Source organism: Pseudomonas sp. ICMP22404, assembly GCF_006227205.1.
GTDB lineage: Bacteria > Pseudomonadota > Gammaproteobacteria > Pseudomonadales > Pseudomonadaceae > Aquipseudomonas.
Genome location: NZ_VCNG01000006.1, coordinates 86,685 through 110,536 on the forward strand (window position 1 = coordinate 86,685; position 23,852 = coordinate 110,536).

20 protein-coding genes are annotated in these 23,852 nt (G+C 59.8%); 11 read left to right on the forward strand and 9 right to left on the reverse strand.

What is annotated here, in order from left to right; all coding sequences use genetic code 11:
* Positions 1-164: 164 nt before the first annotated feature.
* A complete protein-coding gene (locus FGE05_RS12820; RefSeq protein ID WP_139645408.1) occupies positions 165-4,985 on the reverse strand; it encodes a dermonecrotic toxin domain-containing protein in 4,821 nt (1,606 codons plus the stop codon).
* 243 nt (positions 4,986-5,228) lie between these two features.
* On the opposite strand from FGE05_RS12820, the gene FGE05_RS12825 reads away from it, so the two are divergent.
* A complete protein-coding gene (locus FGE05_RS12825) occupies positions 5,229-6,260 on the forward strand; it encodes an Ldh family oxidoreductase (RefSeq protein ID WP_139645409.1) in 1,032 nt (343 codons plus the stop codon).
* Between the two features lie 150 nt (positions 6,261-6,410).
* Here FGE05_RS12825 and FGE05_RS12830 read toward each other — a convergent pair whose 3' ends face one another.
* Positions 6,411-6,728, reverse strand: a complete 318-nt coding sequence (locus tag FGE05_RS12830) for a YqjD family protein (RefSeq protein WP_139645411.1) — start codon at positions 6,726-6,728, stop codon at positions 6,411-6,413.
* 160 nt (positions 6,729-6,888) lie between these two features.
* Between FGE05_RS12830 and FGE05_RS12835 the strand changes: the two genes are divergently transcribed.
* Positions 6,889-7,143, forward strand: a complete 255-nt coding sequence (locus FGE05_RS12835) for a hypothetical protein (protein ID WP_003181187.1) — start codon at positions 6,889-6,891, stop codon at positions 7,141-7,143.
* A gap of 3 nt (positions 7,144-7,146) precedes the next feature.
* Here FGE05_RS12835 and FGE05_RS12840 read toward each other — a convergent pair whose 3' ends face one another.
* Positions 7,147-8,055 carry a LysR substrate-binding domain-containing protein gene (locus FGE05_RS12840; RefSeq protein ID WP_139645413.1) on the reverse strand — a complete coding sequence of 303 codons (909 nt, stop codon included), beginning with the start codon at positions 8,053-8,055 and terminating at the stop codon, positions 7,147-7,149.
* 86 nt (positions 8,056-8,141) lie between these two features.
* On the opposite strand from FGE05_RS12840, the gene FGE05_RS12845 reads away from it, so the two are divergent.
* A complete protein-coding gene (locus FGE05_RS12845; protein WP_139645414.1) occupies positions 8,142-9,065 on the forward strand; it encodes a carbon-nitrogen hydrolase family protein in 924 nt (307 codons plus the stop codon).
* A 1-nt stretch (position 9,066) separates the two neighbouring features.
* Here the strand turns inward: FGE05_RS12845 and FGE05_RS12850 are convergent, their stop codons facing one another.
* Positions 9,067-9,537 (reverse strand): LEA type 2 family protein, encoded by a 471-nt coding sequence (locus FGE05_RS12850; protein ID WP_139645417.1) that lies wholly within the window; start codon positions 9,535-9,537, stop codon positions 9,067-9,069.
* Positions 9,538-9,735: 198 nt separating this feature from the next.
* Between FGE05_RS12850 and FGE05_RS12855 the strand changes: the two genes are divergently transcribed.
* The 4 genes from FGE05_RS12855 to FGE05_RS12870 all read left to right on the forward strand — a co-directional run bounded on the left by FGE05_RS12855 (position 9,736) and on the right by FGE05_RS12870 (position 12,654).
* On the forward strand, positions 9,736-10,452 hold the full coding sequence (locus FGE05_RS12855; RefSeq protein ID WP_139645419.1) for a YafY family protein: 717 nt from the start codon (positions 9,736-9,738) through the stop codon (positions 10,450-10,452).
* A 51-nt stretch (positions 10,453-10,503) separates the two neighbouring features.
* Positions 10,504-10,845: a nuclear transport factor 2 family protein gene (locus FGE05_RS12860; protein WP_139645420.1), complete on the forward strand. Its 342-nt coding sequence runs from the start codon at positions 10,504-10,506 to the stop codon at positions 10,843-10,845.
* Between the two features lie 124 nt (positions 10,846-10,969).
* Positions 10,970-12,091: a cell division protein ZapE gene (zapE, locus tag FGE05_RS12865; protein ID WP_139645422.1), complete on the forward strand. Its 1,122-nt coding sequence runs from the start codon at positions 10,970-10,972 to the stop codon at positions 12,089-12,091.
* Between the two features lie 68 nt (positions 12,092-12,159).
* On the forward strand, positions 12,160-12,654 hold the full coding sequence (locus FGE05_RS12870) for a GNAT family N-acetyltransferase (RefSeq protein ID WP_139645424.1): 495 nt from the start codon (positions 12,160-12,162) through the stop codon (positions 12,652-12,654).
* A 135-nt stretch (positions 12,655-12,789) separates the two neighbouring features.
* Here FGE05_RS12870 and FGE05_RS12875 read toward each other — a convergent pair whose 3' ends face one another.
* Positions 12,790-14,529, reverse strand: coding sequence for a phosphoethanolamine transferase CptA (locus tag FGE05_RS12875; protein ID WP_139645426.1), 1,740 nt, complete (start codon positions 14,527-14,529; stop codon positions 12,790-12,792).
* 310 nt (positions 14,530-14,839) lie between these two features.
* Entirely contained in the window at positions 14,840-15,013 is a 174-nt protein-coding gene (locus tag FGE05_RS29850) for a DUF6026 family protein (protein WP_162843604.1), read from the reverse strand.
* Positions 15,014-15,277: 264 nt separating this feature from the next.
* Between FGE05_RS29850 and gnd the strand changes: the two genes are divergently transcribed.
* From gnd to FGE05_RS12890, 3 genes are read left to right on the forward strand one after another with little or no spacing between them, the layout of a single operon-like run.
* Positions 15,278-16,282, forward strand: coding sequence for a phosphogluconate dehydrogenase (NAD(+)-dependent, decarboxylating) (gene gnd, locus FGE05_RS12880; RefSeq protein ID WP_257225648.1), 1,005 nt, complete (start codon positions 15,278-15,280; stop codon positions 16,280-16,282).
* Positions 16,279-17,799 (forward strand): glucose-6-phosphate dehydrogenase, encoded by a 1,521-nt coding sequence (gene zwf, locus FGE05_RS12885; RefSeq protein ID WP_139645430.1) that lies wholly within the window; start codon positions 16,279-16,281, stop codon positions 17,797-17,799. The genes gnd and zwf overlap by 4 nt, the downstream gene beginning before the upstream one ends.
* Positions 17,796-18,617: an HAD family hydrolase gene (locus tag FGE05_RS12890; protein ID WP_139645432.1), complete on the forward strand. Its 822-nt coding sequence runs from the start codon at positions 17,796-17,798 to the stop codon at positions 18,615-18,617. Before zwf ends, FGE05_RS12890 begins: the two co-directional genes overlap by 4 nt.
* Positions 18,618-18,751: 134 nt before the next feature.
* On the opposite strand, the gene nhaB is transcribed toward FGE05_RS12890, so the two are convergent.
* From nhaB to FGE05_RS12905, 3 genes are all read right to left on the reverse strand, one after another.
* On the reverse strand, positions 18,752-20,254 hold the full coding sequence (gene nhaB, locus FGE05_RS12895; RefSeq protein WP_139645434.1) for a sodium/proton antiporter NhaB: 1,503 nt from the start codon (positions 20,252-20,254) through the stop codon (positions 18,752-18,754).
* Positions 20,255-20,356: 102 nt separating this feature from the next.
* Entirely contained in the window at positions 20,357-21,646 is a 1,290-nt protein-coding gene (locus FGE05_RS12900; RefSeq protein WP_139645437.1) for a hypothetical protein, read from the reverse strand.
* 198 nt (positions 21,647-21,844) lie between these two features.
* Positions 21,845-22,111 carry a hypothetical protein gene (locus FGE05_RS12905; RefSeq protein ID WP_139645439.1) on the reverse strand — a complete coding sequence of 89 codons (267 nt, stop codon included), beginning with the start codon at positions 22,109-22,111 and terminating at the stop codon, positions 21,845-21,847.
* A gap of 342 nt (positions 22,112-22,453) precedes the next feature.
* Between FGE05_RS12905 and FGE05_RS12910 the strand changes: the two genes are divergently transcribed.
* Positions 22,454-23,779 (forward strand): sigma-54 dependent transcriptional regulator, encoded by a 1,326-nt coding sequence (locus FGE05_RS12910; RefSeq protein ID WP_139645441.1) that lies wholly within the window; start codon positions 22,454-22,456, stop codon positions 23,777-23,779.
* Positions 23,780-23,852 lie beyond the last annotated feature (73 nt).

The following is a 23,852-nucleotide window of genomic DNA, read 5'->3' on the forward strand; positions in this document are numbered from 1 at the left end:
GCGGATCGAGATGTGAAAAAAACGCCGGGATGTCGTCAAACCCTTGTGATGAGTCGCGTGCAGGCGATTTTTTTATCAGGCAGGGGAAGGGCGGGTTACTGACGGCACTGGTCATCGGCGAGCCTGCCCCCCGCTTTTGCGAGCAGGCTCGTTCCCGCAGCTCGTCAGTGTGAGGGCGGCTCGTCGAGCTGGCGTCCTATCTCACAGATGAGCAAGGTCAGGGAGTCGGCGTTTCGAAGGATGACGTCGATGCGTTTGTCCGCCGAGCTGGAGTCCAGAAAGACATCACGCGCCTCGCTCATGGTCCTGGCACCGGTCACTTTGAGGACTTCCTTGGCGGTGGCCTTGAGCGCTGGGAGCAACTCCAGGCTCTTGGGCGCGTTGGCTGCGTTATCCCATGCCTTGAACAACCTTGAACGTGGCGTGGTGAGCGAGAGCCCATTGCGCTGCTGGTCTTTCTGATGGTCATAGCGGGCTCGTCCGTCATCAGTGACTTGTGAAATCAGGTCGAGAAAAGGCAGCAGCGCATCCAGATAGACGATGTCATGTGTATCGATCAATTGATGGGTCAGTTCGTGGATGATTGTCGCTCCCTGGGCATGAGCGTCGACATTGAACGACTCGGGGACGAGGGCCTTGTACGAGTCCAGCCCTACATTGAAGAAAAACTGTGTGAGGTAGATTTTTCCGCTTGCATTGGGCTCGAGTACGAATGCAGTCGCTGCGTCGTCGGCATTTTTGAGGTTGCCGATCACGATGCGTTTTGCGTTTTTCAATTCCCAGGTCGGATCCGCCAATGCCTGGCATATCGGCGCAACAGTGGCATGTATCTTTGCGATCAAGCTGGCATCGACCTTGTTGACGCCGAAAAAGGCCCTGAGAAAAGTATCCAGCCGCGAGCCCGGTGGAACCTGCTGCCTGGCTTGATCGAGATTATGAAGCGTATTGAGGGAGTAATACCTGGCTGTCTCCAGCGCCTGCACAATGACGTTTGCGTGATGGGGGTATTTCCTGCGGATCTCAGCCATGCCCCGGGCTTCGATATTCAATGTGCTTGAAGCTTTGTAGTCGCTGTATGAGTTTACAAGGGTCGACATCACTTTGCCGTAACGCATGGTCTGTCGCTGTGGGTCAATGGCCCATCCTTGGCTGCCAGGCGATCTTGTCAGGATCGGTCCCTCACCCTTTTCATGGACAACGCGCCAGACCTGTTTGACTTTCGCGACCTGAAAGACTTTGCCGGCAACGCAGGCATAGAGCTTGTCGGAGCCTGTGTCCTTGTAGGTCCCGTCAACGAGGTTCCTCTGTAGATGGTGGAGGCTTATGCCCGTGGCTTCGAAGGCTTGCAGGTTGGTGCGCAACGGGGCTGTGGAAGCGATGTCCTTCCAACTGACCGGGGTTGCAGGGGCGTTTTGCGAGACAGGGCCGATGGGGTCGAGCAGTCCGAACGTATCCTCCCGATTCATGAAGCCGAGTGACACCATTTCCGCAGCCCCGGCAATGAAATCATGCAGGCCGGCTTTCCAGTCACGCTGCTGCAACGCTTCGGAAGATGACTTGAAGTCCTGATAGCTTTCCCACAGCGTTTCGAAAAAAGTCAGTTTTCCCGGTAACTGTTTGCCCATGAACCTGGCGCCGATGCTCAGCAGATGCCGCACGGTTTCCCAGTCGAACTGACGTTGGCTATCCGTTTGAGTGGTCAGCAAGTCCGATAACAAACGGGTATTGTCGCTGAACAATGTATCGAGGATGTTCGTCCGGAGCGGATTCGAGGCCAGGGTCATTTCCGACAGCTGTCCGAGGGTGGAGATGAACAGATTCTTGAATGTGCTTCGCTGGTTGGCGGGCAGTCGACTGATCAACAGGTCCTGTAGCGAGCCTGGCCGGTTGAAGGCGGCCACGACACTCGCTTCGTCCTTGAACTCGGTAAAGCTCGGGCCGGCATGGTAGGGGGCGTACAGGACGTGGGGCGCTTTCTTGTCGGTGCTCGATCCGATCAGGTAAAGCCCCAGAGCCTTGATCGCCGCGGCGCCATCGGTTTTGATCAGCTCCAGTGGCCGAATCAGCGCGCTGGCGCCTTTCACCGCCTGGCGAGCGATGGCGTCCGGCATGTCCAGCACCTGGCGAATCAAGTCGAAGGCCGAAGGGGAGAGGTGCTGTTGCAGGTACCGGGCGTGAGCGTATTGCAACAGTTGCCAGGGTAATTGTTGGCAAAATCGTTGTTTTCTCTGTTGCACGTCCTCCGTCGTGCCGGACAGCTTGTCCAGCACATGTTGCTTATACGAGGTGGCGATGTCCAATGACAGCAGCAGCTGTTTGACCGTCGCCTCGTTCAAACTGTCCGGCAGCTTGCGCCTGGAGGTCGAGGACACCTTGAATCGGGTTTTTTGAGTGACATCGATATGATTCAGGGCGAACTCGTCCAGGGAGCTGGGAGGTCCTGCCACTGCGAGGTTCGGTGTGACCTGGATGGTTGCCGGGTCCAGGTCTTTTTCGGTGAAGCGCGCGTCCAGCAGCGCTTTCAGTTTTTTACTCGTATACGCCTGCAAGGGCTCGACACCGTCCAGGTAATCCTTGCCTTCGAGTACGCTGTTTCGATATTGCTCAAGCAGATCGACATGTAGGCGCTGATCTTCAAGAGAGGCCATGCCGAGCCAGGCAGGCAGCTTCTGTTGCCACCAATCCGCCTGGGCGATGCGTTTGGCACGGGGCAGATTGGTAGGAGCTCCCTTGTTCAGCAATGCTTCAAGACCTTTAGCCAATGCGGCCTCGCTCAGTTGCCAGTCCCGGGTCTTCAAGGTTTTCAGATAGCCGTGTTCGATCTCGAACAACCTGATGAACGAATTCATCCGATTCAGCAATACGTTGTCTTCGATCAACTCAAAGGCCTCGAGCTGATAACGCCCGTGAGGCTTGCGTTGGGCGGGGGGCAGGTTGGCGAGCAAGTCAAAGCGCTTGCGGGAGTCGAGCAGGTGTCGGTTCAATTGTGTCGTGGCAACGTCGACGGAGGGGAAAACCTGCAAGCCGTCGGTCGGCGTCCAGAGGATTGCCAAGCCTGAATAGGGCGTGTCCAGCCCTCCGCGCTCGGTCAGGAAAAAACAATTGGCCAGGGGCAATGAGGCGGTGTTGCCCTGCGCGGTGTACGCAAGCCTCAGTGAATAGGCATCGGGCCGAAAGCCTTTGAGCCCTAAGCGCTGCTCGCGATTGGGATAATCGGCGTCGTAGGCAAAAACACAGTTAATGAGGTCATCAGCGGCAGGCGGCAATGTCCCGTCGAGCTTTCTAAGCTCGGCTTCGGCACGTATGCCGAGGGAAAAAACATTGCTGAGTTCAGGCAGCAGGCCCTTCAGTTGACTGTGCAGTGAGATTTCATTGGCAAGCGGCAGTTGGGCGAACAACGTGTTGAACGCTTCCTCGACGGTGGTATAGCTCTTGATCTTTCTCGTCAGTTGGTCGGCCATGAAATTGGACGGCCGCGAGTCGCCATAAAAAGCCGGCAGAGTGCCCCAATGTCCGTCGGTCCCATGCTCCAGCAGGTTCTTGTTGATCAAGGAACGAATATCCAGTGCCTTGTCGACCAGGGCGTGGATGTTCACGGTGCCCTGGCGGGACATCTCCAGTGCGTAGTGAAGGTTGCTGATCTGCTTGCCGATGATGGCCTCCGCCAGGGATTCGAATACCGGCAACGCCACTGAGCGTCCTGAGATCTGTGGTTCGTCAAGGCGTAGAAAGCGGTTGCGCTCTTCCAGGCTCAACAGGCTATAGAGTGCCTCCTTGCGGGCAAGGCTTGTCGGTGTAGCCAGCAGCGCGTCCTTGAACCCCAGGTAATTGTCGACTTTCTGCAGGTCATGACTGGGCCTGTAGAGGTAATGATCCTTGCCACTGATCATCAGCGAGCCGGCAAGCTCCACATAGAGCGGCTCATACTCCCAGAGACGAATCGTTTCGATGAACAGCGGCGTCTCGTCCTGGCGTGATGGCCCGAACAATCGGAGCAGCTCCTGGCTTTGTGCGTCGCTCAGTTGCCGTTGCTCCCGTTTGCTCAGGACGGTGGCGCGCAGGGCGTCGCTGAGGACCCGCGACAGCAGCTCCCGGCGCGAGATATGGAATGGGCCGGTGGCGTCCCAATAGGCATTGATGCAATCGGTGAGCTTGGGAATCAGGTTTTTAGCCGTGACCCGTAGCAGGCTTTCCCACTGCTGCGCATTATGGGGCGATACCGCGATTTCCGGATGGATGAAATCGACGTCATGCCGGGCTGGCCGGCCCTGATGGTGGAAGTACACCAGGACCGCTTCGGACAGTGACACGTTGTTGGTCACCTTGCCCATGGTCGGATCACCCAGCCCCGCATCGGCGGTGATTGCGACACGGGTCTGTTGATGATCAAGGTTCGCCAGTACTTCATTCAATACCTGGTCGAGCATCGCGGTCAGCGAAGGCAGTTTGATCAGCTCATCCACCATGGTCAGCGCATTGAGGTTTTGAGCGTGCTCGATGGCGTCGACCTGGGCTTTGAAAACATCTCCATCCATGGTCTGCCGGGCCTGTTCGATAACGGTGCTGGCGTTCAGTTCGGCGCGTTGGGAAATGGACAGGAGTTGGAACAGATCGTCACGCTCCACAGGGGCGGCGAGCATTTGGTCGATCCGTGTTTCAAGTGCCTTCGGGGTGTCGAATTTCTCGATTCCCCCCCTCGGCGTGTAGAGGAATGCAGGCTTGGGGGACGAGGTGCCGATCTCAGGCGGGGTTGTCAGCGTAAAGCAGCCGGCAAGCGGAATCGGAGCCTGCCCCTCGGTCTGGAGCAGTATGGTGTCGGCAGACATCGATGGCGTCTGCGCGGCACGCAGCGCGTGGCTGGGCAGGGCTGCGTGCCGAAGCCAGTCAAGGTCGGTTTGCGTCACCCCATGGGTTGCGCTCAATTCGTCCAGGCGGTTGGTGTCCAGGACGTCAGGGAATAGCAGTGGCGTGGTCTCACGGGGCATCGTTGCTTCTCGATCAAGGCGCCATGAGGCAGCCCATGCGTGGATGAAGCGGCAAGGCTAGAGAACGATGAACGGGGAAAGGTGGTACATAGTTACCGCACGCGAGGCTTCAAACCTGTCAGGCTGTGGCGTGCGCGGCATGCCTGCGGTGAAAAGATTGACAGTACGCGCCTGAAGCAGTGTTAATCCGAATTTGTTCCTCCCTCACTGTGGCTACCTCCAACAATCATTCTGGAGCTTCAGATGTCCGCGCTATCCGATCACGCCGGTTCCGCCCCCCTGTCCCTTGACGCCCTGGTGGGGTTGCTGGAGAAGATATTCCTGCGACATGGCACCTCGGCCGAGGTCGCTCGCACCCTGGCCGAAAACTGCGCCCGTGCGGAGCGCGACGGTGCCCACAGTCACGGTGTGTTCCGTATCCCTGGCTATGTCTCGACGCTGAACAGCGGTTGGGTCAACGGCCAGGCTGTGCCGGTGGTCGAGGACGTCGCATCGGGCTTCGTCCGGGTGGACGCCGGAAACGGTTTCGCCCAGCCGGCCCTCGCCGCTGCACGACCGTTATTGGTGGAGAAGGCGCGCAGCGCCGGTATCGCGGTGTTGGCTATCCGCAACTCCCATCACTTCGCCGCCCTCTGGCCGGATGTCGAGCCGTTTGCCTATGAAGGGTTGGTGGCGTTGAGCGTGGTCAACAGCATGACGTGCGTGGTGCCCCATGGCGCGGATCGCCCATTGTTCGGGACCAATCCCATTGCCTTCGCCGCGCCACGAGCTGGCGGCGAGCCGATTGTATTTGACTTGGCCACCAGCGCCATCGCCCATGGTGACGTACAGATTGCCGCGCGCAAGGGCGAGTCGTTACCGCCAGGCATGGGAGTGGATAGCCTCGGCCAACCGACCTGCGACCCAAAGGCGATTCTCCAAGGCGGCGCGCTCCTGCCGTTTGGCGGACACAAGGGGTCGGCATTGTCGATGATGGTCGAGCTGTTGGCGGCGGCCCTGACCGGCGGCAACTTCTCGTTCGAATTCGACTGGAACGACCATCCGGGGGCCAAGACGCCGTGGACCGGGCAGTTGCTGATCGTGATTGACCCAAGCAAGGCCGCCGGACAGAGCTTTGCCGAGCGCAGCCAGGAGCTGGTCCGGCAGATGCAGGGTGTGGGGTTGCGGCGGTTACCAGGAGATCGCCGGCATCGGGAACGCAGTCATTCCGACCAGCATGGGATTGCGCTGGATGAGCAGACATTGCAACAGCTGCGGGAATTGGCGGGGATGTAATCCGAAGGCGAAGGAATTGTTGCCTGAACAGTCGGTTTTAAGCCACAAGCCTTGGGGGGTAGCGCTTGCTCGCGATGGTGCCAGTCAGTCGAACTGTATTGGCTGGTCTGCCGCCATCGCGAGCAAGCTTTGCTCCCTCGGGTTTGTTGCTTAACGCCTTCCGAGCAGCAAGCCCACCACCAGCCCGAAACCGGCGGAAATTGCCACGGTTTGCCACGGATGGCCGCCGATGTAGAGTTCGGTGGCGTCGACCATGGGGCGGGTACGTTCCCGTGCGCTGGCGACCGAGTCCAAGGCCTGCTGCAGTTTCTGGGAGATCTGGCCCCGCAGGTTTTCGGCATCTTCACCGACCAGCGACTCGCTGCTCTTGAGCAGCTTCTCCGACTCTTCGATCAAGGCCTTCAGTTCACTGAACACTTGATCCTTGATTTGCTCTCCGTTCGCTTGCGCGGTGGGTCTACGAGCCATCGAGTTACTCCTTGTTGATGATTACCGTGAACAGTGGAGTGCTGCGCTTGTGCAAAAGTTGCAGTGACTGGCGGCGTCAGCACGATCAAATCCAAATGATGGTTAAGGCGTTTCCCTGCAAGGTGTAAGATGTCGCCTATTTACGCAACAGGTAATATCCATGAGTTTCAATCTGGCTGACAAGCCGCTGGCCGAGCGCGCAGCGCTGGAAGATGAAAAATCCCGACTGTTCGAACTGTGGCAGAACAACCTGGGCAAGGCCAAGGGCGACGCCGCCCGGTTGTTTGGCGAGCGCTCCAAGCGCAAAGGCAAATGGGCCGAGTGGGTCCGTGCCGAGCTGGACGGCATGTCGCCCCCGGAATACGCCAACATGGTGCGCAGCGAGGTCAATCGCTTGATGGCCGCCAACAAGTAAACCTCACGCAAAGGTCGTGACGATGGCCTCGCGAACCTTGGCCACTGCCGGATCCATCTGAGTATGGGTTCGCCATCCCAGTTCGATGGGATAACGTGGCAAGGCGAGGGGGCAGGGCAATAACGCCAGGCCACCGAACGCTGCGATGGCCCGCGCCGCGTGCCCGGGAATGGTCGCCACGGCCCGGCTGCCCTTGAGCAGAAACGGCAACGCGGCGAAATGCGTGGTCGAGGCACACACCTTCCGGCTCATGCCGAGCCCGGCCAGTCCTTCGTCGGTGATGCCGATGAATCCACCCGATGACACCAGCAAATGTTCGCGGCCCACGAACGCCTTCAGGCTGAAGGTTTGCTGGTGCTCCTCCAGGCTGGCCGGATCGACCAGACAGGCATAGTCGCCTTCGCCCAATACCAGGCGGCTGAGTAGCCGTTCCGTGAAGCCACCCGCCGTGATCGCCAAGTCGAAATTTCGCTCCATCAGGTTACGACCGACGATCTGGCTATGGGTCTGGCGAAAAATCAAGCGTAACCCCGGCGCCCGCCGCGCCACTTCCTCGATCAGGCGACGCCCATAGGCCAGCTCGAAGTCGTCGGACAGACCGACGATGACCGAGCGGCCGTCGTAATGACTGATATCCGGATCGATCATCGCCAGGCTCTGGCGGCACTTGTCCAGGGCCTCGCTGATCACGGGCTTCAGTTGATTGGCCCGCAGCGTCGGCGCCAGGCCACGACCGGTGCGCACGAACAGTTGATCGTCATACACATTTCGCAATCTGCGCAGCGCTGCACTGATGGCCGACTGGGTCACGCCCAGGCGCAGGGCGGCGCGGCTGGCACTGGATTCGTCGTGCAGGGCTTCGAAGGTCTTGAGCAGGTTGAGATCGAGGTTCTCGATATTCATAGCGTTCATATCGTTTAGCAATGTATGGGGCTTTATTCATGATCGGCCGGCGGCTGAGAATCAGCAACACCTGATGACCAAGGAGTTGAACACCCATGCCCAAATCCATCGTGGCTGCCCTGCAGATTGGTTCCTTGCCGAGTGGCAAGGACGAGACACTGGCGCAGGTCCTTTCCTACGAAGACGCCATACGCCAGGCTGGTGCGAACCTGGTGGTCATGCCCGAAGCCCTGTTGGGTGGCTATCCCAAGGGCGAAGGCTTTGGCACCCGGTTGGGCTACCGGCTGCCGGAGGGGCGTGAGGCATTCGCCCGCTACTTTGCCAACGCCATCGACGTACCGGGTGTCGAAACCGAGGCGTTGGCCGGGCTTTCGGCGCGCACGGGCGCCAGCCTGGTGCTGGGCGTCATCGAGCGCGCCGGCAGCACCCTGTATTGCACGGCGCTGTACTTCGAGCCCGATGCGGGGCTGGTGGCCAAGCATCGCAAGCTGATGCCCACCGGCACCGAGCGGCTGATCTGGGGCAAGGGCGATGGTTCGACGTTGCCGGTGATCGACAGCCAGGTCGGGCGGGTTGGCGCGGCGGTGTGCTGGGAAAACATGATGCCGCTGCTGCGCACCGCGATGTATGCCAAGGGGGTGGAGGTCTGGTGTGCGCCGACGGTGGATGAACGGGAGATGTGGCAGGTGACCATGCGTCACATTGCCCATGAGGGACGATGCTTCGTGGTCAGTGCCTGCCAGGTCCAGGCCTCGCCTCAGGCGCTGGGCATCGATGTCGAGCACTGGCCGGCGGAACGTCCATTGATCGCCGGCGGCAGTGTGATCATCGGGCCTATGGGGGATGTATTGGCCGGGCCGCTGAAAGACACGGCGGGATTATTGACCGCCGAAATCGACACCGATGACCTGGTGCGGGCGCGTTATGACTATGACGTGGTCGGTCATTACGCCAGGCCGGACGTGTTCGAGCTGGTGGTGGATGAGCGGGCCCGCCCCGGGGTTCGGTTCACGGCGTGAATTACCAGGTCGTCGCGGACCTCGGCAAGTCGAGGGTTCCGCGGTCGACAAAACGCATGGTGCCGAACACTCCCCCGGAGAGTTTGCCCTTGAGCACATAGGGCAGGTTATCCAGACCCTGGGCCTGGCTCAGGCCCAGGGTCTGGCGCAGCACCGAAAAGGCCGAAATGCTCACGGGAACGCTCAATATCGCTTCGGAATACCGTGGAATGGAACCGCTCTGGTCGCTGACCCCGGTTGCCAGCGTGCGGTCGTTGACTTCCAGATCCAGCGCCACGCCGTTGTAGTCGATGGCGGTTTCGTTGGGGTTCTGCAGACGCAGCTTCACAGCAAAACGCATCTCCAGGTCCTGGCTGGGCAAGGGGTCGATGCCAACCACGTTGATGTTCAGCGGGTCGCGGTGCGGGAAGAGGGCGCAGGCGCTGAGACTGAGCAGTGTCAGTAAAAGGAACAGGCCGGGGACTCTGCGCATGGGCGTACTCTCACGGTGAACTTCTGGTCACGATAACCCACAACCCCGAGGACAAGCGAAGAACCTTGTGGCGAGGGGATTTATCCCCTCGCCACAAAGTCCATCCAGTTCTCCATCCTGATGGGCGCTGGGCTCCTGACAGTTTCTGACAACAGCCTCTGCTAATCTGCAGCAACTTTTTACTCCGGATCGTCCATCGTGTCCCGTACTTCTCGGCTGCTCACCTTGTTGCAAGTCTTGCGGGGCAAGCGCTGCCCGGCCACCGCCGCGACATTGGCGGCCGAGTTGAAGGTGTCCGAACGCACGCTGTACCGCGACATTGCCGAGCTGACCGCCCTTGGGGCGCCGATCCAGGGCGAGGCGGGCATCGGCTATGTTTTGCGCAGTGGCCTGTTCCTGCCGCCACTGATGTTCACCGCCGATGAGATCGAGGCCATTGTGCTGGGCCTGCGCTACGTGGATCAGCGCGGTGACGAGGTGCTGGGCAAGGCGGCCGCCGACGCCTTGGCGAAGGTCGCCGCGGTGCTGGCTCCCGATGTCCGGGACGCCTTGCGCAACCCCACGGTGTTGCCTGGTCCGCCAGGTTATGGGTATCCGCAGAATACGGTGGAACTGAACGTGTATCGCCAGGCCATCCGCACCCAGGCGAAGCTGCACATCGATTACGCCGACGTGAACAATACGCCGAGCCAGCGGCTGATCTGGCCCCTGGCCCTGGGTTTTTTCAACGAGGCGCGGGTGGTGGTGGCCTGGTGCGAGTTACGTGGCGCCTACCGGACCTTTCGCACTGACCGGATTGCGTCGGCCAGCGAGCGGGGTGAACGCTATCCCGGCAGGCGCAGCGACTTGCTGCGGGCCTGGATGAAGTCGATGAAACTGGACGACACCGGGCGCTTCACTCCTGACAAGAACTGACATGAGGCTGTTTTAGCATGATGCCAGATCGATAAAACAAGGAGCCTTACCATGTCCAATCCCGTCTCTTCCCTGGCCCCGGCCATCGCCGGCTACATCGCGGCCGCCAATGCCCGTGACAGCTCGGCGGTGGCGCGTTTTTTTGCCGAGGATGCCAACGTGTTCGATGAGGGCCAGCACCGGGCCGGCACCCAGGCTATCGTCCAATGGATGGAAGACACTTCCCGCCGCTTCCAGCCACGGGTCGAAGTGCTCAACGTGCAGCAACGCACGGGCAAGGTGCTGGTTCACAACCTGATCTCGGGAACCTTCCCCGGCAGCCCACTGGAGTTGCGGTATACCTTCCGGCTCGATGAGCAGGGGAAGATCAGCCGACTGGATATCTCGATTTAAAAGGCGCGAGCACCTGTGGCGAGGGGATAAATCCCCTCGCCACAAGGGCTCATGCTCGGTTCGTGTGATCGTTGATCGTTCGGCATGGCATACTCAGCCCCTTCCTCTTCCGGACCCTGGCCGCATGACTTTCGACTCCCCCTTGAGTGCCTGGCAGCACGCCATCGAACATCACGGTTTTGTCCAGGATGAGGCCCAGGAGTTGGCAATCATGACCTTGGAGCAATGCCACAAGGCATTGCACGAGGGACGCAAGTCGATCAAGGGGGTGTATCTCTGGGGCCCGGTGGGACGTGGCAAGACCTGGCTGATGGATCGCTTCCATGAAAGTCTTCAGGTTCCCGCCCGTCGCCAGCATTTCCATCACTTCATGGCCTGGGTGCACCAGCGTTCGTTCCAGCTCACGGGCACACCGGACCCATTGCAGGCCCTGGCCAGGGAACTGAGCCGGGAAGTGCGGGTACTGTGTTTCGATGAACTGTTCGTCACCGACATTGGCGATGCCATCATCCTCGGACGCCTGTTCCAGGTCATGTTCGAGCTGGGCATGGTGATGGTGAGCACTTCGAACCTGCCGCCCGAAGAACTCTATGCCAACGGCCACAACCGTGAGCGGTTCCTGCCGACCATCGCTGCGATCAAGCAGCATATGCAAGTCGTGCCGGTGAACGGCTGGCAGGATCATCGCCAGCACCCGGGTGCGCTGCAGCAGCGTTATTGGTTATGGGAGGCCGGGCGACCCGAGCCGTTGGGCGAGGTCTTCGAGCGCTTGAGTGTGGGGCAACAGTCCAGTGCTGATCCGGTGCCAGTCGGCCATCGTCTGCTGGAGCCGATCAAGGCCAGCGACACGGTGCTCTGGAGCCGCTACCGGGACCTGTGTGAGCAACCTTTCTCGGCCCTGGATTTCATGGGCCTGTGCGATCGCTACAAGGCCATCCTGCTCAGCGACGTGCCTTGCCTGAGTGCGGAGCAGCGGGAAGGGCGTATTGCCCGTGGTACGGAAGACGGCGTCGAGCGGGTCGAGGCGGGGGATCGCGAGCTGCCGCAATTGTCGGTCCACGATGACGGTGTGCGACGCTTCATCGCCCTGATCGACGAATGCTACGATCGCAAGGTGCCGCTCTACCTGTCGGCCCAGGTGCCCATGGATCAGTTGTATACCGAGGGCTATCTGCAATTCCCGTTTCGCCGTACTCTCAGTCGCCTCCAGGAAATGCAGATGCAACGTTTCGGTCAGCCCGCCTGACCTGTATCCGCCGACGGTTCCGATCCGTCGGTACTACCCGCCGTACCAGCGAAGAGAGATGTAAGGTCATGGAAGAAGCCAAGGGCGTTCTCGTACTGCAAGCCAGCTATACCAATCCTGTACACGCCGAAGCGATCTGTCACGTGCTCAATGGCTATGCGGAAGACCCCATGGGCGGCGGCCAGTCACTGTCGGCCGAAGTCCTGCTGCATCTGCCGGCGGAACTGGCCAAGCGCCCCCATGCGTTCAGCGTGCTGGCCTTCGTCAACGGCGAGCCGGCGGGGCTGGTCAATTGTTTCGAAGGTTTTTCGACCTTTGCCTGCCGGCCGCTGGTGAATATCCATGATGTCGCCGTCATGAAGGCGTTTCGCGGAATGGGCCTGAGCCAGAAGATGCTGCAGAAAGTCGAGGACATCGCTCGTCAGCGCGGTTGCTGCAAGATCACCCTGGAAGTGCTTGAAGGCAATGCCGTGGCCCAGGCCAGCTATTCGAAGTTCGGCTTTGCCGCCGGCATGTTCGACCCGGCTCACGGCCGCATGCTGTTCTGGACCAAGCCCCTGTAAAAATACTGACTGTATCGCACCCCTGCGGGAGCGGGCTTGCTCGCGAAGGCGGTAGGTCAGCCAATGATTAGGTTGACTGACACTGCCCCTTCGCGAGCAAGCCCGCTCCCACACAAGTTGCGCGGTGCCTTGCGGTTACTGCTGAACCACCTTGGCCACCGGCGTCTTGGGCTGCATCAGGCTGAAGTCGATCAGCGCCTTGTGCTGGCGTTGATAGGGGTTGCCAATCAGCAGCGGTCGAGCCTGGAAGTCGGTGCTGACCAGGCTCTTGCTGCGGTCCAGTTCATCGAAGCTCAAGCCCGCCAGGTCTGCCCAGGTATGGATCAGCTGAGAACTGCTGTAAGGCCGTGACAGGTCGCCAGCAAAGCTCCAGTCATGGGTTTCGCGCCACTTGGGCGAAGCCCAGGCCATGAACGGAATGGTGTACATCGGCGCAGTTGGCTTGCCTTCATTGCGGCCAAGGGTGCCATGACCCACTGAGTCGAATACGTCCTCACCATGGTCCGAGAGGTACAACAGAAAGCCGTTGGGGTCGCTCTTGGCGTAGTCCTTGATCAGGCTGGAAACCACGAAGTCGTTGTACAGCACCGCGTTGTCGTAACTGTTATAGGTAGGCACCTGATCGTCACGCAGGCCCGCCGGTACGCCCTGGCGGTCGGTGAACTTGTTGAAGGTCGGCGGATACCGGTACTGGTAGCTCATGTGGGTACCGAGCAGGTGCACCACGATCAGCTTGCGCGGCGCGGTATCGGCCAGCGCTTTGTTGAACGGTGCAATCACGTCGCCATCGTACTGCGCGGCGTTCTGGTTACGGTTGTTGTTCAGATACACCTGCTCGTCGGCCTGTTGGGAGAACGTCGTGAGCATGGTGTTGCGCTTGGTCATGGTCTGCTGGTTGGTGATCCAGAAGGTCTTGTAGCCTGCCTGTTTCATCATGCTGACCAGCGAAGGGGTTGTCAGGTACAGATCCGGACTCTGCTCGTCGGCGAATGTCAGTACCTGTTGCAGTGCTTCGATGGTGTACGGACGTGGCGTGATCACATTGTCGAAGACCGCCAATTGGTCCTTGAGTTTGTCCAGCTCCGGCGTGGTTTCCCTCGGGTAGCCATACAGGCTCATGCGTTGGCGATTGGTGGACTCGCCAATGACCAACACCAGGGTCGCCGGTTGGTTGGCCATGGTGTCCTTGAGGTTGCGCAGTGGCTCTATCTTGCTGGCGCTGTGCAACATGCCCTGCATGCTTGCCAACTGCTCGCCGTAACGACGGTATGCCACCAGCATTTGCCAAGGGACGGCCGGCTCGATGCGGTCTTCGAATTTTTCCAGGCCGCCGGCCAGGCTGCCAGCGCGCTGGGTTTGCTTGACCAGCGGGTAACCGACCACGGCGCCCAGAATCACAACCGCCGCGACCAGGGCCTGTCCGCGGGGCAGGTACACCGGACGCAGACGCGTCCAGAGGAAATAAGCCACTGCGGTATGCGCGAGGAACGCCGGCACCATCCACCAGGCAAAATACTGCGTCATGTACTCGCCGGCTTCAGCCACGTTCGACTCGAACATGATGAAGATGACGCTTTGGGAGAATTCCTGCTGATAGATGAAGAAGTAACCCAGGCTGGCCATGGAGCAGGCCCACAGCACTACACCGATCAGCGCGGCGAGCAGGCGGGTCCGAGCGGGGAAAAGCAGCATGGGCGCCAGCCACAGCGCACTCATGGTGAATGCCTGGCGGAACCCGGAGAAGCCGGAGGTATCGCTCAACAGGATAAGCAGTTGAGTAATACCGGAGAAATACCAGAAGAACAGGAACAGCCAGCCGAACCCGGCCCAATCGAAACCTTTCGCAGTCGTTTTGCTGCGTTTGAACAGACTCATCAAGCGCTCCAGCCTTTTTTATCTACACCGGCGAAGCTGTTGGCACCGGATGGTAACAGCAGGCATGCGCCGAGCACCCTAAAGGCTGGGAGTATCCTGGGAACGTTGTGAAAACTTTGTGAGTTTTCGGTTATAGAACGGTAGCTTGGGTGCGAATGCACGTGTGGCGGGGGGACTTAATCCCGCTGGTACGAGGATATTGTCGTAGGAGCTGCCGAGCGGAGCGAGGCTGCGATCTTTCCATCAATACTTGAATCTCAGCGAGATCAAGATCGAAAGATCGCAGGCTTCGCCAGCTCCTACAGGGGGATTATCGAGCCAGGGCCTGGCCTTGATGGGACAATTGGGCATGCTGCAACTGCATGCGCAACTGGGTCACTTCATCGAGCAGCAGATCGCGTTCTTCCTTGAGAAGGCGCAATTCGTCGCGACGAATGGTCACGTAAAGGGTTTGGGGAGGACGTGCGGTAACGACTGGGTCCATTGCTCACCTCGCAAATGGCTACATCAACTATAGAGATGTCGCCAGCTTTTTTGGTCGACACTCTACTATCGGCGCCGATTCTGATTTCTTTTGCTCGTGAATGGAACTTTTTTATTTTTCATGGTAGTCGTGCCTTCGACCGGGTTTGAAGCGTTACCCCCTTGTGATCGCACGAATTAACCGGAAACTATGCAGCAAGGCTCTGGACTAACCTCCATTTGTCGCAGCCAAATCATATTGAAGCTAAACCTTTGACTTACCTTTATTTGTAGTAGGGAGCATCAGCACATGCAACTCGGGATTATTGGACTGGGCCGCATGGGCGGCAATATTGCGCGGCGCCTGATGCTCGATGGGCACACCACGGTGGTCTATGACCGCAACACCGCGTTCGTCGAAAAACTGGTCCAGGAAGGCGCCACGGGTGTGGCGGACCTGCCGGCACTGGTAGCCGGGCTGGAAAAACCGCGAGCGGTCTGGGTCATGCTGCCGGCCGGCGCGCCCACTGAAGACACCATCAACGCGCTCAGCGCGCTGCTGGAGCCAGGTGATGTGATCATCGATGGCGGTAATTCGTACTACAAGGACGACATCCGTCGCGCCCAGGCGCTGTCGGAAAAGGGCTTGAACTACATGGATGTGGGCACTTCCGGCGGCGTCTGGGGCCTGGAGCGCGGTTATTGCATGATGATCGGCGGCGATGCCGACGTGGTGACGCGCCTGGATCCGCTGTTCGCCAGCCTGGCACCGGGAATGGGCGATATTCCTCGCACCCGTGACCGCAAGTCCGACGATGATCGCGCCGAGCGCGGCTATATTCATGCCGGCCCGGCGGGTTCCGGGCATTTCGTGAAAATGATCCATAACGGCATCGAGTACGGCATGATGCAGGCCTTCGCCGAGGGCTTCGATATCCTCAAGACCAAGTCCAGCGAAAGCCTGCCGCCGGAGCAACGTTTCGACCTCAATCTGGCCGATATCGCCGAAGTCTGGCGGCGCGGAAGCGTGGTGTCGTCCTGGTTGCTCGACCTGACGGCGGATGCCCTGGCCAGCGATCCGAAGCTGGACGGCTTTTCCGGTGAAGTGGCCGACAGCGGCGAAGGGCGTTGGACCATCGAGGCGGCTATCGAGCAAGCGGTGCCGGTGCCGGTGCTCTCCAGTTCGCTGTTCGCCCGTTTCCGTTCCCGCCAGCAGAGCACTTATGGCGACAAAATGCTGTCGGCCATGCGCTTCGGCTTCGGCGGCCATGTGGAGACGCCGAAAAAATGACCTCGATCGGCAGGAAATCCAAGGCAGAACCCGCACCGCCGACCACGTTGTTCCTGTTCGGTGCTCATGGTGACCTGGTCAAGCGTCTGCTGATGCCGGCGTTGTACCACCTCAGCCGTGACGGGTTGCTAGGGGATGGACTGCAGATCATTGGCGTTGATCACAACGCCATCAGTGACCTGGACTTTGCCAGGAAACTCGAGGACTTCATCCGTCACGAAGCCGCGAGCGAGGGCGGCGATGCCGGCCGTGCGCTCGATCCGGTACTGTGGGCCCGCTTGGCCAAAGGCATCAGCTACGTGCAGGGCGACTTCCTCGACGACGGCACCTATGCAGCGCTGGCGGCGAAGATCGCTGCCAGCGGTACCGGCAATGCGGTGTTCTACCTGGCGACCGCGCCGCGCTTTTTCAGTGAGGTGGTCCGCCGCCTCGGTGCGGCCGGGTTGCTTGAGGAACAGGCTGACGCCTTTCGGCGGGTGGTGATCGAAAAGCCGTTCGGCTCGGATCTGCACACCGCCGAAGCGCTCAATGCCTGCTTGCTCAAGGTCATGAGCGAGAAGCAGATCTATCGGATCGACCATTATCTGGGCAAGGAAACGGTACAGAACATCCTGGTCAGCCGTTTCTCCAACAGTTTGTTCGAAGCGTTCTGGAACAATCATTACATCGACCACGTGCAAATCACCGCCGCCGAAACGGTCGGCGTGGAAACCCGTGGCAGTTTTTACGAACACACCGGTGCGCTGCGGGACATGGTGCCCAACCATCTGTTCCAGTTATTGGCGATGGTGGCGATGGAACCGCCGGCTGCCTTCGGTGCCGATGCAGTGCGAGGGGAGAAGGCCAAGGTGGTCGGCGCCATCCGACCCTGGTCGGTGGAACAGGCTCGCGCCAATTCGGTACGCGGCCAGTACATCGCCGGTGCAATCGATGGCACGCCGGTGAACGGCTATCGCCAGGAAGCCAACGTGGCGGCCGACAGCGGCACCGAAACATACGTCGCCCTGAAGGTCATGATCGACAACTGGCGGTGGGTGGGCGTGCCGTTTTATCTGCGTACCGGCAAGCGCATGAGTGTACGGGACACGGAAATCATCATTTGTTTCAAGCCGGCGCCGTACGCGCAGTTTCGCGATACGGAAGTCGAGGAATTGCAACCTACTTACCTGAAGATACAGATCCAGCCCAATGAAGGCATGTGGTTCGATCTGCTGGCCAAGCGGCCGGGACCGACGCTCGACATGGCGAATATAGAATTGGGCTTCGCCTACAAGGATTTCTTCGAAATGCAGCCATCCACGGGTTACGAAACCCTGATCTACGATTGCCTGACCGGCGATCAGACGTTGTTCCAGCGCGCCGACAACATCGAGAATGGCTGGCGTGCCGTCCAGCCGTTTCTCGATGCCTGGCAGCAGGACGCGACCGTCCAGCCCTACAAGGCCGGAGAGGATGGCCCGGCCGCCGCCGATGATTTGCTGACACGCGATGGTCGTGCCTGGCATGACCTCGGATGAGTGAGCCAGTGAAACATCCCATCCGATTACTGCTCAGCGACATGGACGGCACGTTGCTCCTGCCCGACCACAGTCTCAACCAGCGCACCATCGAAGCCGTTCGTGCCCTGCGCGAGGCCGGCGTGTTGTTCAGCCTGGCCACCGGACGGCCACCACGGGCGATGTTGCAGCAGATCGAAGCCCTGGGTGTCGACTTGCCCACGGCGGCGTTCAACGGCGGTACGCTGGTTCATCCGGACGGCAGTTTTCTTGCCGTGCACTACCTGCCACCGGAGGCGGCGTTGACGACCCTGGCGCTGTACGCCGATCAGCCCGGCATCGAGGTCTGGGTGTTTGCCGATGGCCACTGGCTGGTGCGTGATGCCAACGGGCCGATGGTGCCGGTGGAAACCCGTGGCCTGGGCTACCCGCCAGTTGAGGTGGAGAGTTTCGAACCCTACCTGGAGCGCATCGACAAGATCGTCGCCACCAGCGCCAATACGGGTCTGCTGGTCGAGCTGGAGGCCCGCTTGCATCCGCTGCTCAAGGGGCAGGCCCAAGTGTCGCGTTCGCAACCGATCTACCTGGACGTTACGGCGATGCAGGCCAACAAGGGGGAGGCGTTGTCGACCCTGGCAGCATTCCTGGGCGTGCCGTTGGAGCAGACGGCGGCGATGGGGGACGGCGGCAATGATCCGGCGATGTTCCACCGTGCGGGCCTGTCGATTGCCATGGGGCAGGCAGAGGAGTCGATCAGGCGCCAGGCCGATGTGATTACCGCATCCGTTACCGAGGATGGCGCGGCGCTGGCGATCGAGCGCTACATCCTGCCTCGATAACTCACATGGAACCCTGTGGGAGCGAGCCTGCTCGCGAAAGCGGTGGGTCAGTCAGCATAGAGTCGACTGACGTGCCGCCTTCGCGAGCAGGCTCGCTCCCACACGCGTTTCGCACTGGGCTGTGAGATGTATGTCTACAACCAGTACGTCACCGCAAACCACCCCAAGCCACCCATGACCACAGTGTAGGGCAAGGCCATCCACACCATCCGGCCATAGGACAGGCGAATCAGCGGGGCAATGGCCGAGGTCAGCAGGAACAGGAAGGCGGCCTGGCCGTTAGGCGTGGCGACGCTGGGCAGGTTGGTGCCGGTATTGATGGCCACCGCCAGGGTTTCGAACTGTTCGCGGCTCATGTGACCGGAGACGAAGGCCTGCTTCACCTCGGTGATATAGATGGTTGCCACGAACACGTTGTCGCTGATCGCCGACAGCAGGCCATTGGCGATAAAGAGCATGCCTGGCTGCTGATCGGCGGGCAGGGCCAGGACCCATTGGATCAGCGGTGTGAACAACTGTTGATCGTGAATCACCGCCACCACTGCGAAAAACACCACCAGCAGCGAGGTGAACGGCATCGCGTCCTTGAACGCATTGCCCAGCCGGTGCTCATCGGTGATGCCGGTGAACGCTGTAATCAGCACGATGACCCCCAGGCCGATCAGGCCGACTTCTGCGACATGCAGGGCCAGGGCCACGATCAGGATCAGTGCGGCGATACCCTGGACAACCAGGGCCGCGCGTTGGCGTGAGTTGCGCTCGCGGTTGTCCTGCTCCGCGTAGTCGGCCAGTACGGCACGAACGTTATCCGGCAGCAGTGTGCCGTAACCGAACCAGCGCAGTTTTTCCAGTGCCATGCAAGTCACCAGCCCGGCCATCAGGACCGGCAGCGATACCGGCGCGACTTCCAGGAAGAACTCCACGAAATGCCAGTCCATTTCATGACCGATCAGCAGGTTCTGCGGCTCGCCCACCAGGGTGCATACCCCGCCCAGCGCGGTGCCGACGACGCCATGCATCAATAGGCTGCGCAAAAATGCCCGGAACTGATCCAGGTCCCCATGGTGCAAGGCAGGCAGGTCGTGGTCTTCATCGATGCTGCTTTCCTCGCGTGGATCATTGCCCGAAGCGACGCGGTGATAGACCGAATAAAAGCCCACGGCGGCGCTGATGATCACCGCCGTGACCGTCAATGCATCGAGAAACGCCGATAGGAAGGCCGAGAGAAAGCAGAACATCAGGGCCAGCAGCGTCTTGGAGCGCACGCCCAGCAGTAGACGGGAGAACAGGAAGAGCAGCAGGTCCTTCATGAAGTAGATCCCGGCCACCATGAACATCAGCAGCAGGATCACCGGGAAGTTGTGCAGCAACTCGTCGTACAGCGCCTTGGGAGTCGTCATGCCCAATGCCAGGGCTTCGATCAGCAACAGGCCACCGGGCATCAGTGGATAGCATTTGAGGGCCATGGCGAGGGTGAAGATGAACTCCACGACCAGCATCCAGCCTGCCACGACCGGACCGAGGGTCCACAGCACCAGGGCATTGACGATCAGGAAGGTGACGATGCACGCCTTGTACCAGCGTGGTGAGTGCCCAAGGAAGTTGTGGGCGAAAGCCTGAGTCATGGAACCGGACATCGGCTGCTCCTTTTATTTAGAAGCGCGCAACTTGCCGTAAGCAATGCGGAATATCAAGCGTAGGAATTCATACCGCTTCATTTACGGTCAAGGTTCTCCGGGTCAGGACCAATACCGGGTCACCACGGCTCGGTAGGTACCGTGGAGGGAGTGGCCTCCCACCAGGACTTTTCCGTTGTCCTGTATCGCGAGCGAGGTGGCGGTGTCCAGGCTGTAGCCGAGCCGGGTGCGAACCCAGCCTTTGCCATGGCCGAACTCCGTGTCAAGGTTGGCGTCCGGCAAATGCCGGGCCAGAACGAAGTCGGCGTCGATACCGCCGATGGTGGCTCCGGCGGTCACCAGTTTTCCATCGGGTTGAACCTGGGCGGCGGTCCACTGGCTGGCGTTGCGTCCGATCTCCAGGAGCTGGCACTGTCCCTGGTTCCAGTCATGATCCGGCCTGCCGTCCTTGTGCACTTTCAGGGACAGGCAATGCATGGGGTCGCGACTGCTGCCGAACGCCTGCAGGTCACCGTTCTGATGTTGAACGATCTGGTTGATCATCACGCTGCGTTCCTTGGCGGCGATGGACAGGAAGCCGTTCTCGCCGAAGCTGTCATCGAGTTTGCCGCTGGGGTCGTAACGGACCATCAAGCCCTGCTGGGGCAGATCGATGGCGCCGCCTACCACGATGTTGCCATCGGCCTGGAGCGAGAGGCAGCTCAACCAGGTGTTTTTCAACAGGCGCCGGACCATGACAAACCCGCCTCTATTGAATGAGGTGTCCGGCGCGCCGTCCGGCAGCAGCCGGATGAGGACGCCGACATGGTCGGAGGCTTGATAATGATGGTTGGCCAGTAACAGAATCCGGCCATCAGCCTGCACGCGCATGTCGCAGGCTTCGAGGCCCGGTATGCCCGGCGGTAGCCAGGGATCGCGCAGACCTTGGGAGAGATTGCCTTCGATCCGGATCACTCGTTGTCCGGTGTTGCCGAAACCGGGAACGGCGCGGCCTTGTTGGTCGAACAGTGCCAGGGCGGGGAGGGTGCGGTCAGCGCTTTCGTAATGCAGGCCGGATAACAGAATCTTTCCGTCGGGCAATTCGGTCACTTTGCCTGCCGTTGCTTCGAAGCCGGGCTCAAAAGAACCAATGACACAGCCATCGGTTCCAAAACCTGGGTCGGTTGAACCGTCGTGGTTAAGCCGTGTGAGCCCGAACCGGCTGCCGTGGGGTGTCTCGATTTTGGCCGCCACCAGAATTCTTCCGGTGTGGTCGAGGGCCAATCCGGTGGTCAGGCTGGAGGTGCTACCGGAAAAATGGACCCATGCCTTGCCGTTTTGGGCAAAACCCGCATCCAGTTGACCGGCGTTGGCCGCCGCCATTGAACGCTCAGGCGCGAATTGATTGAGCATGCATGCCTCTCCTCGCACGTCGACCGGCCCGGAGGGGCGATGACTGCATGAGGGCAACATTCAATCCCTGAATGTGACAGTGCACAACTGTCAGACCTTGCACAAATAGCTGCGATTCGTGCCAGAGCAATGACTTTTCGACTCAGTACCAAGCCTGCTATCAATACAGGCTCGGACTGTATACGTAAAAGAGCGTGTTTATTCCGGCATGGACCAGGATTGCAACTTGTAACCTTCCTGGCTCAATTCGGCGCGGGCTTGTTTCAACAGGCTGGCCAGTTGGGCTGGGTCGGTATAGGCGCTGCTTGGAATCTGGGTGCGGCCAATATGGGTATTGGTGCGGTCAACGACGGTCAGGCTCAATTCGCCGTTACCATCCTGTGGGGCCCAGGCCACGCACTGGAAAGGTTTAAATGCGCGGTCGGCAATCAAAAGAGCTTCGTTGATACGGAGCGGGGCGTTCATGGCGTTCTCTCATAAAAGTGCCCAATCAGATGATGTGCCGTCGGTTGGGCGGACCGTGCGGCGGGTTACTTGTACTGATGTTCCGAACCGTGGGTCAGGTCACACAATCCCTGAATAAATTTCGATTTTCTTTCAGACCCGGCAAATAGGCTTTTGTTTGAAAGCGCCCTGAAAGATTTGCCATGCGGCAACTAACGAAACGCGCTCGCTTATAACCACTTTCAGGCGTTTTCAATAATCAATTGATACAAGGGTGTGTCAACTTCTTGCTACTGTTACATGCAGGTTCGCCAAACGACTGTTTCTAATCATATTTCTTATTTTTGGCGCCAAGGATCAGTCATGGTCGAAGCCAGTACGTCACGTCGTCTGCTCGTGGTTGATCCCTGCGATGATTGTCATCGCCTGCTTCCGGGTTTACGCAGCATTGGTTGGGAGGTGGAGAGCTGCTCTCTCGAACATGCCGGCGTCCGAACCTGCGACGTGGGCCTTTTGAGGTTGCAGCCTTTCCATCTGGAGCGCCCGGAAGCGGTCAAGGAGTTGATCAGCCGCAGCGGTACCGAGTGGATCGCCGTGCTCAATCAGGAAGTGCTGCGGCTCAAGAATGTGGGCGATTTTGTCTGCGAATGGTTTTTTGATTTCCATACATTGCCCTTCGATGTATCACGGGTCCAGGTGACGCTGGGTCGGGCGTTTGGCATGGCGCGTCTGCGCGGGCAAGGTTCGGTTCACGTCCAACTTCCCGAGCATGAACTGCTGGGCGACAGCAGACCGATTCGAGAATTGCGCAAGTTGTTGAGCAAACTGGCGCCCACCGAGTCGCCGGTATTGATTCGCGGCGAGAGCGGTACCGGCAAGGAACTGGTCGCGCGCACCCTGCATTCGCAGTCCCTGCGTCGCAACAAGCCGTTCATTGCCATCAACTGTGGCGCCATCCCCGAACACCTGATCCAGTCCGAATTGTTTGGCCACGAAAAAGGCGCATTCACCGGTGCTCATCAGCGCAAGATCGGCCGCATCGAGGCGGCCCACGGCGGGACGCTGTTTCTGGATGAGATTGGTGACCTGCCGCTGGAGCTGCAAGCCAACCTGCTGCGATTCCTGCAGGAAAAACACATCGAACGGGTCGGTGGCAGCCAGCCGATTGCAGTCGATGTGCGGGTACTGGCGGCCACCCACGTGGATCTGGAAGCGGCCATCGAGCACCGGCTGTTTCGCGAAGACCTGTACTATCGCCTGAACGTGTTGCAAGTGGTGATGGCGCCGCTGCGTGAACGCCACGGCGACTTGTCGATGCTTGCCAGTCACTTTTCCCATCTCTATAGCCAGGAAACCGGTCGCCGGCCACGCAGCTTCAGCGAGGATGCGCTGGTGGCAATGGGCATGCATGACTGGCCGGGCAATGTCCGGGAACTGGCCAATCGTGTTCGTCGCGGCCTGGTACTGGCCGAGGGGCGGCAGATCGAAGCCCGGGATCTTGGCCTGTCCAGCCCCCATGGAATTGTGGCACCGATGGGCACCCTTGAAGATTACAAGACCCGTGCCGAGCGCCAGGCTCTGAGCGATGTGCTCAACCGTCACAGTGACAACCTGAGCGTCGCGGCCCGGGTGCTGGGCGTGTCCCGCCCAACGTTCTATCGCCTGCTGCACAAGCATCAGATCCGCTGAATCATCCTGAAGCAAGGTTGCAACCTGTGGGAGCGAGCCTGCTCGCGATGGCGGTAGCGCAGGCACCTCTTTC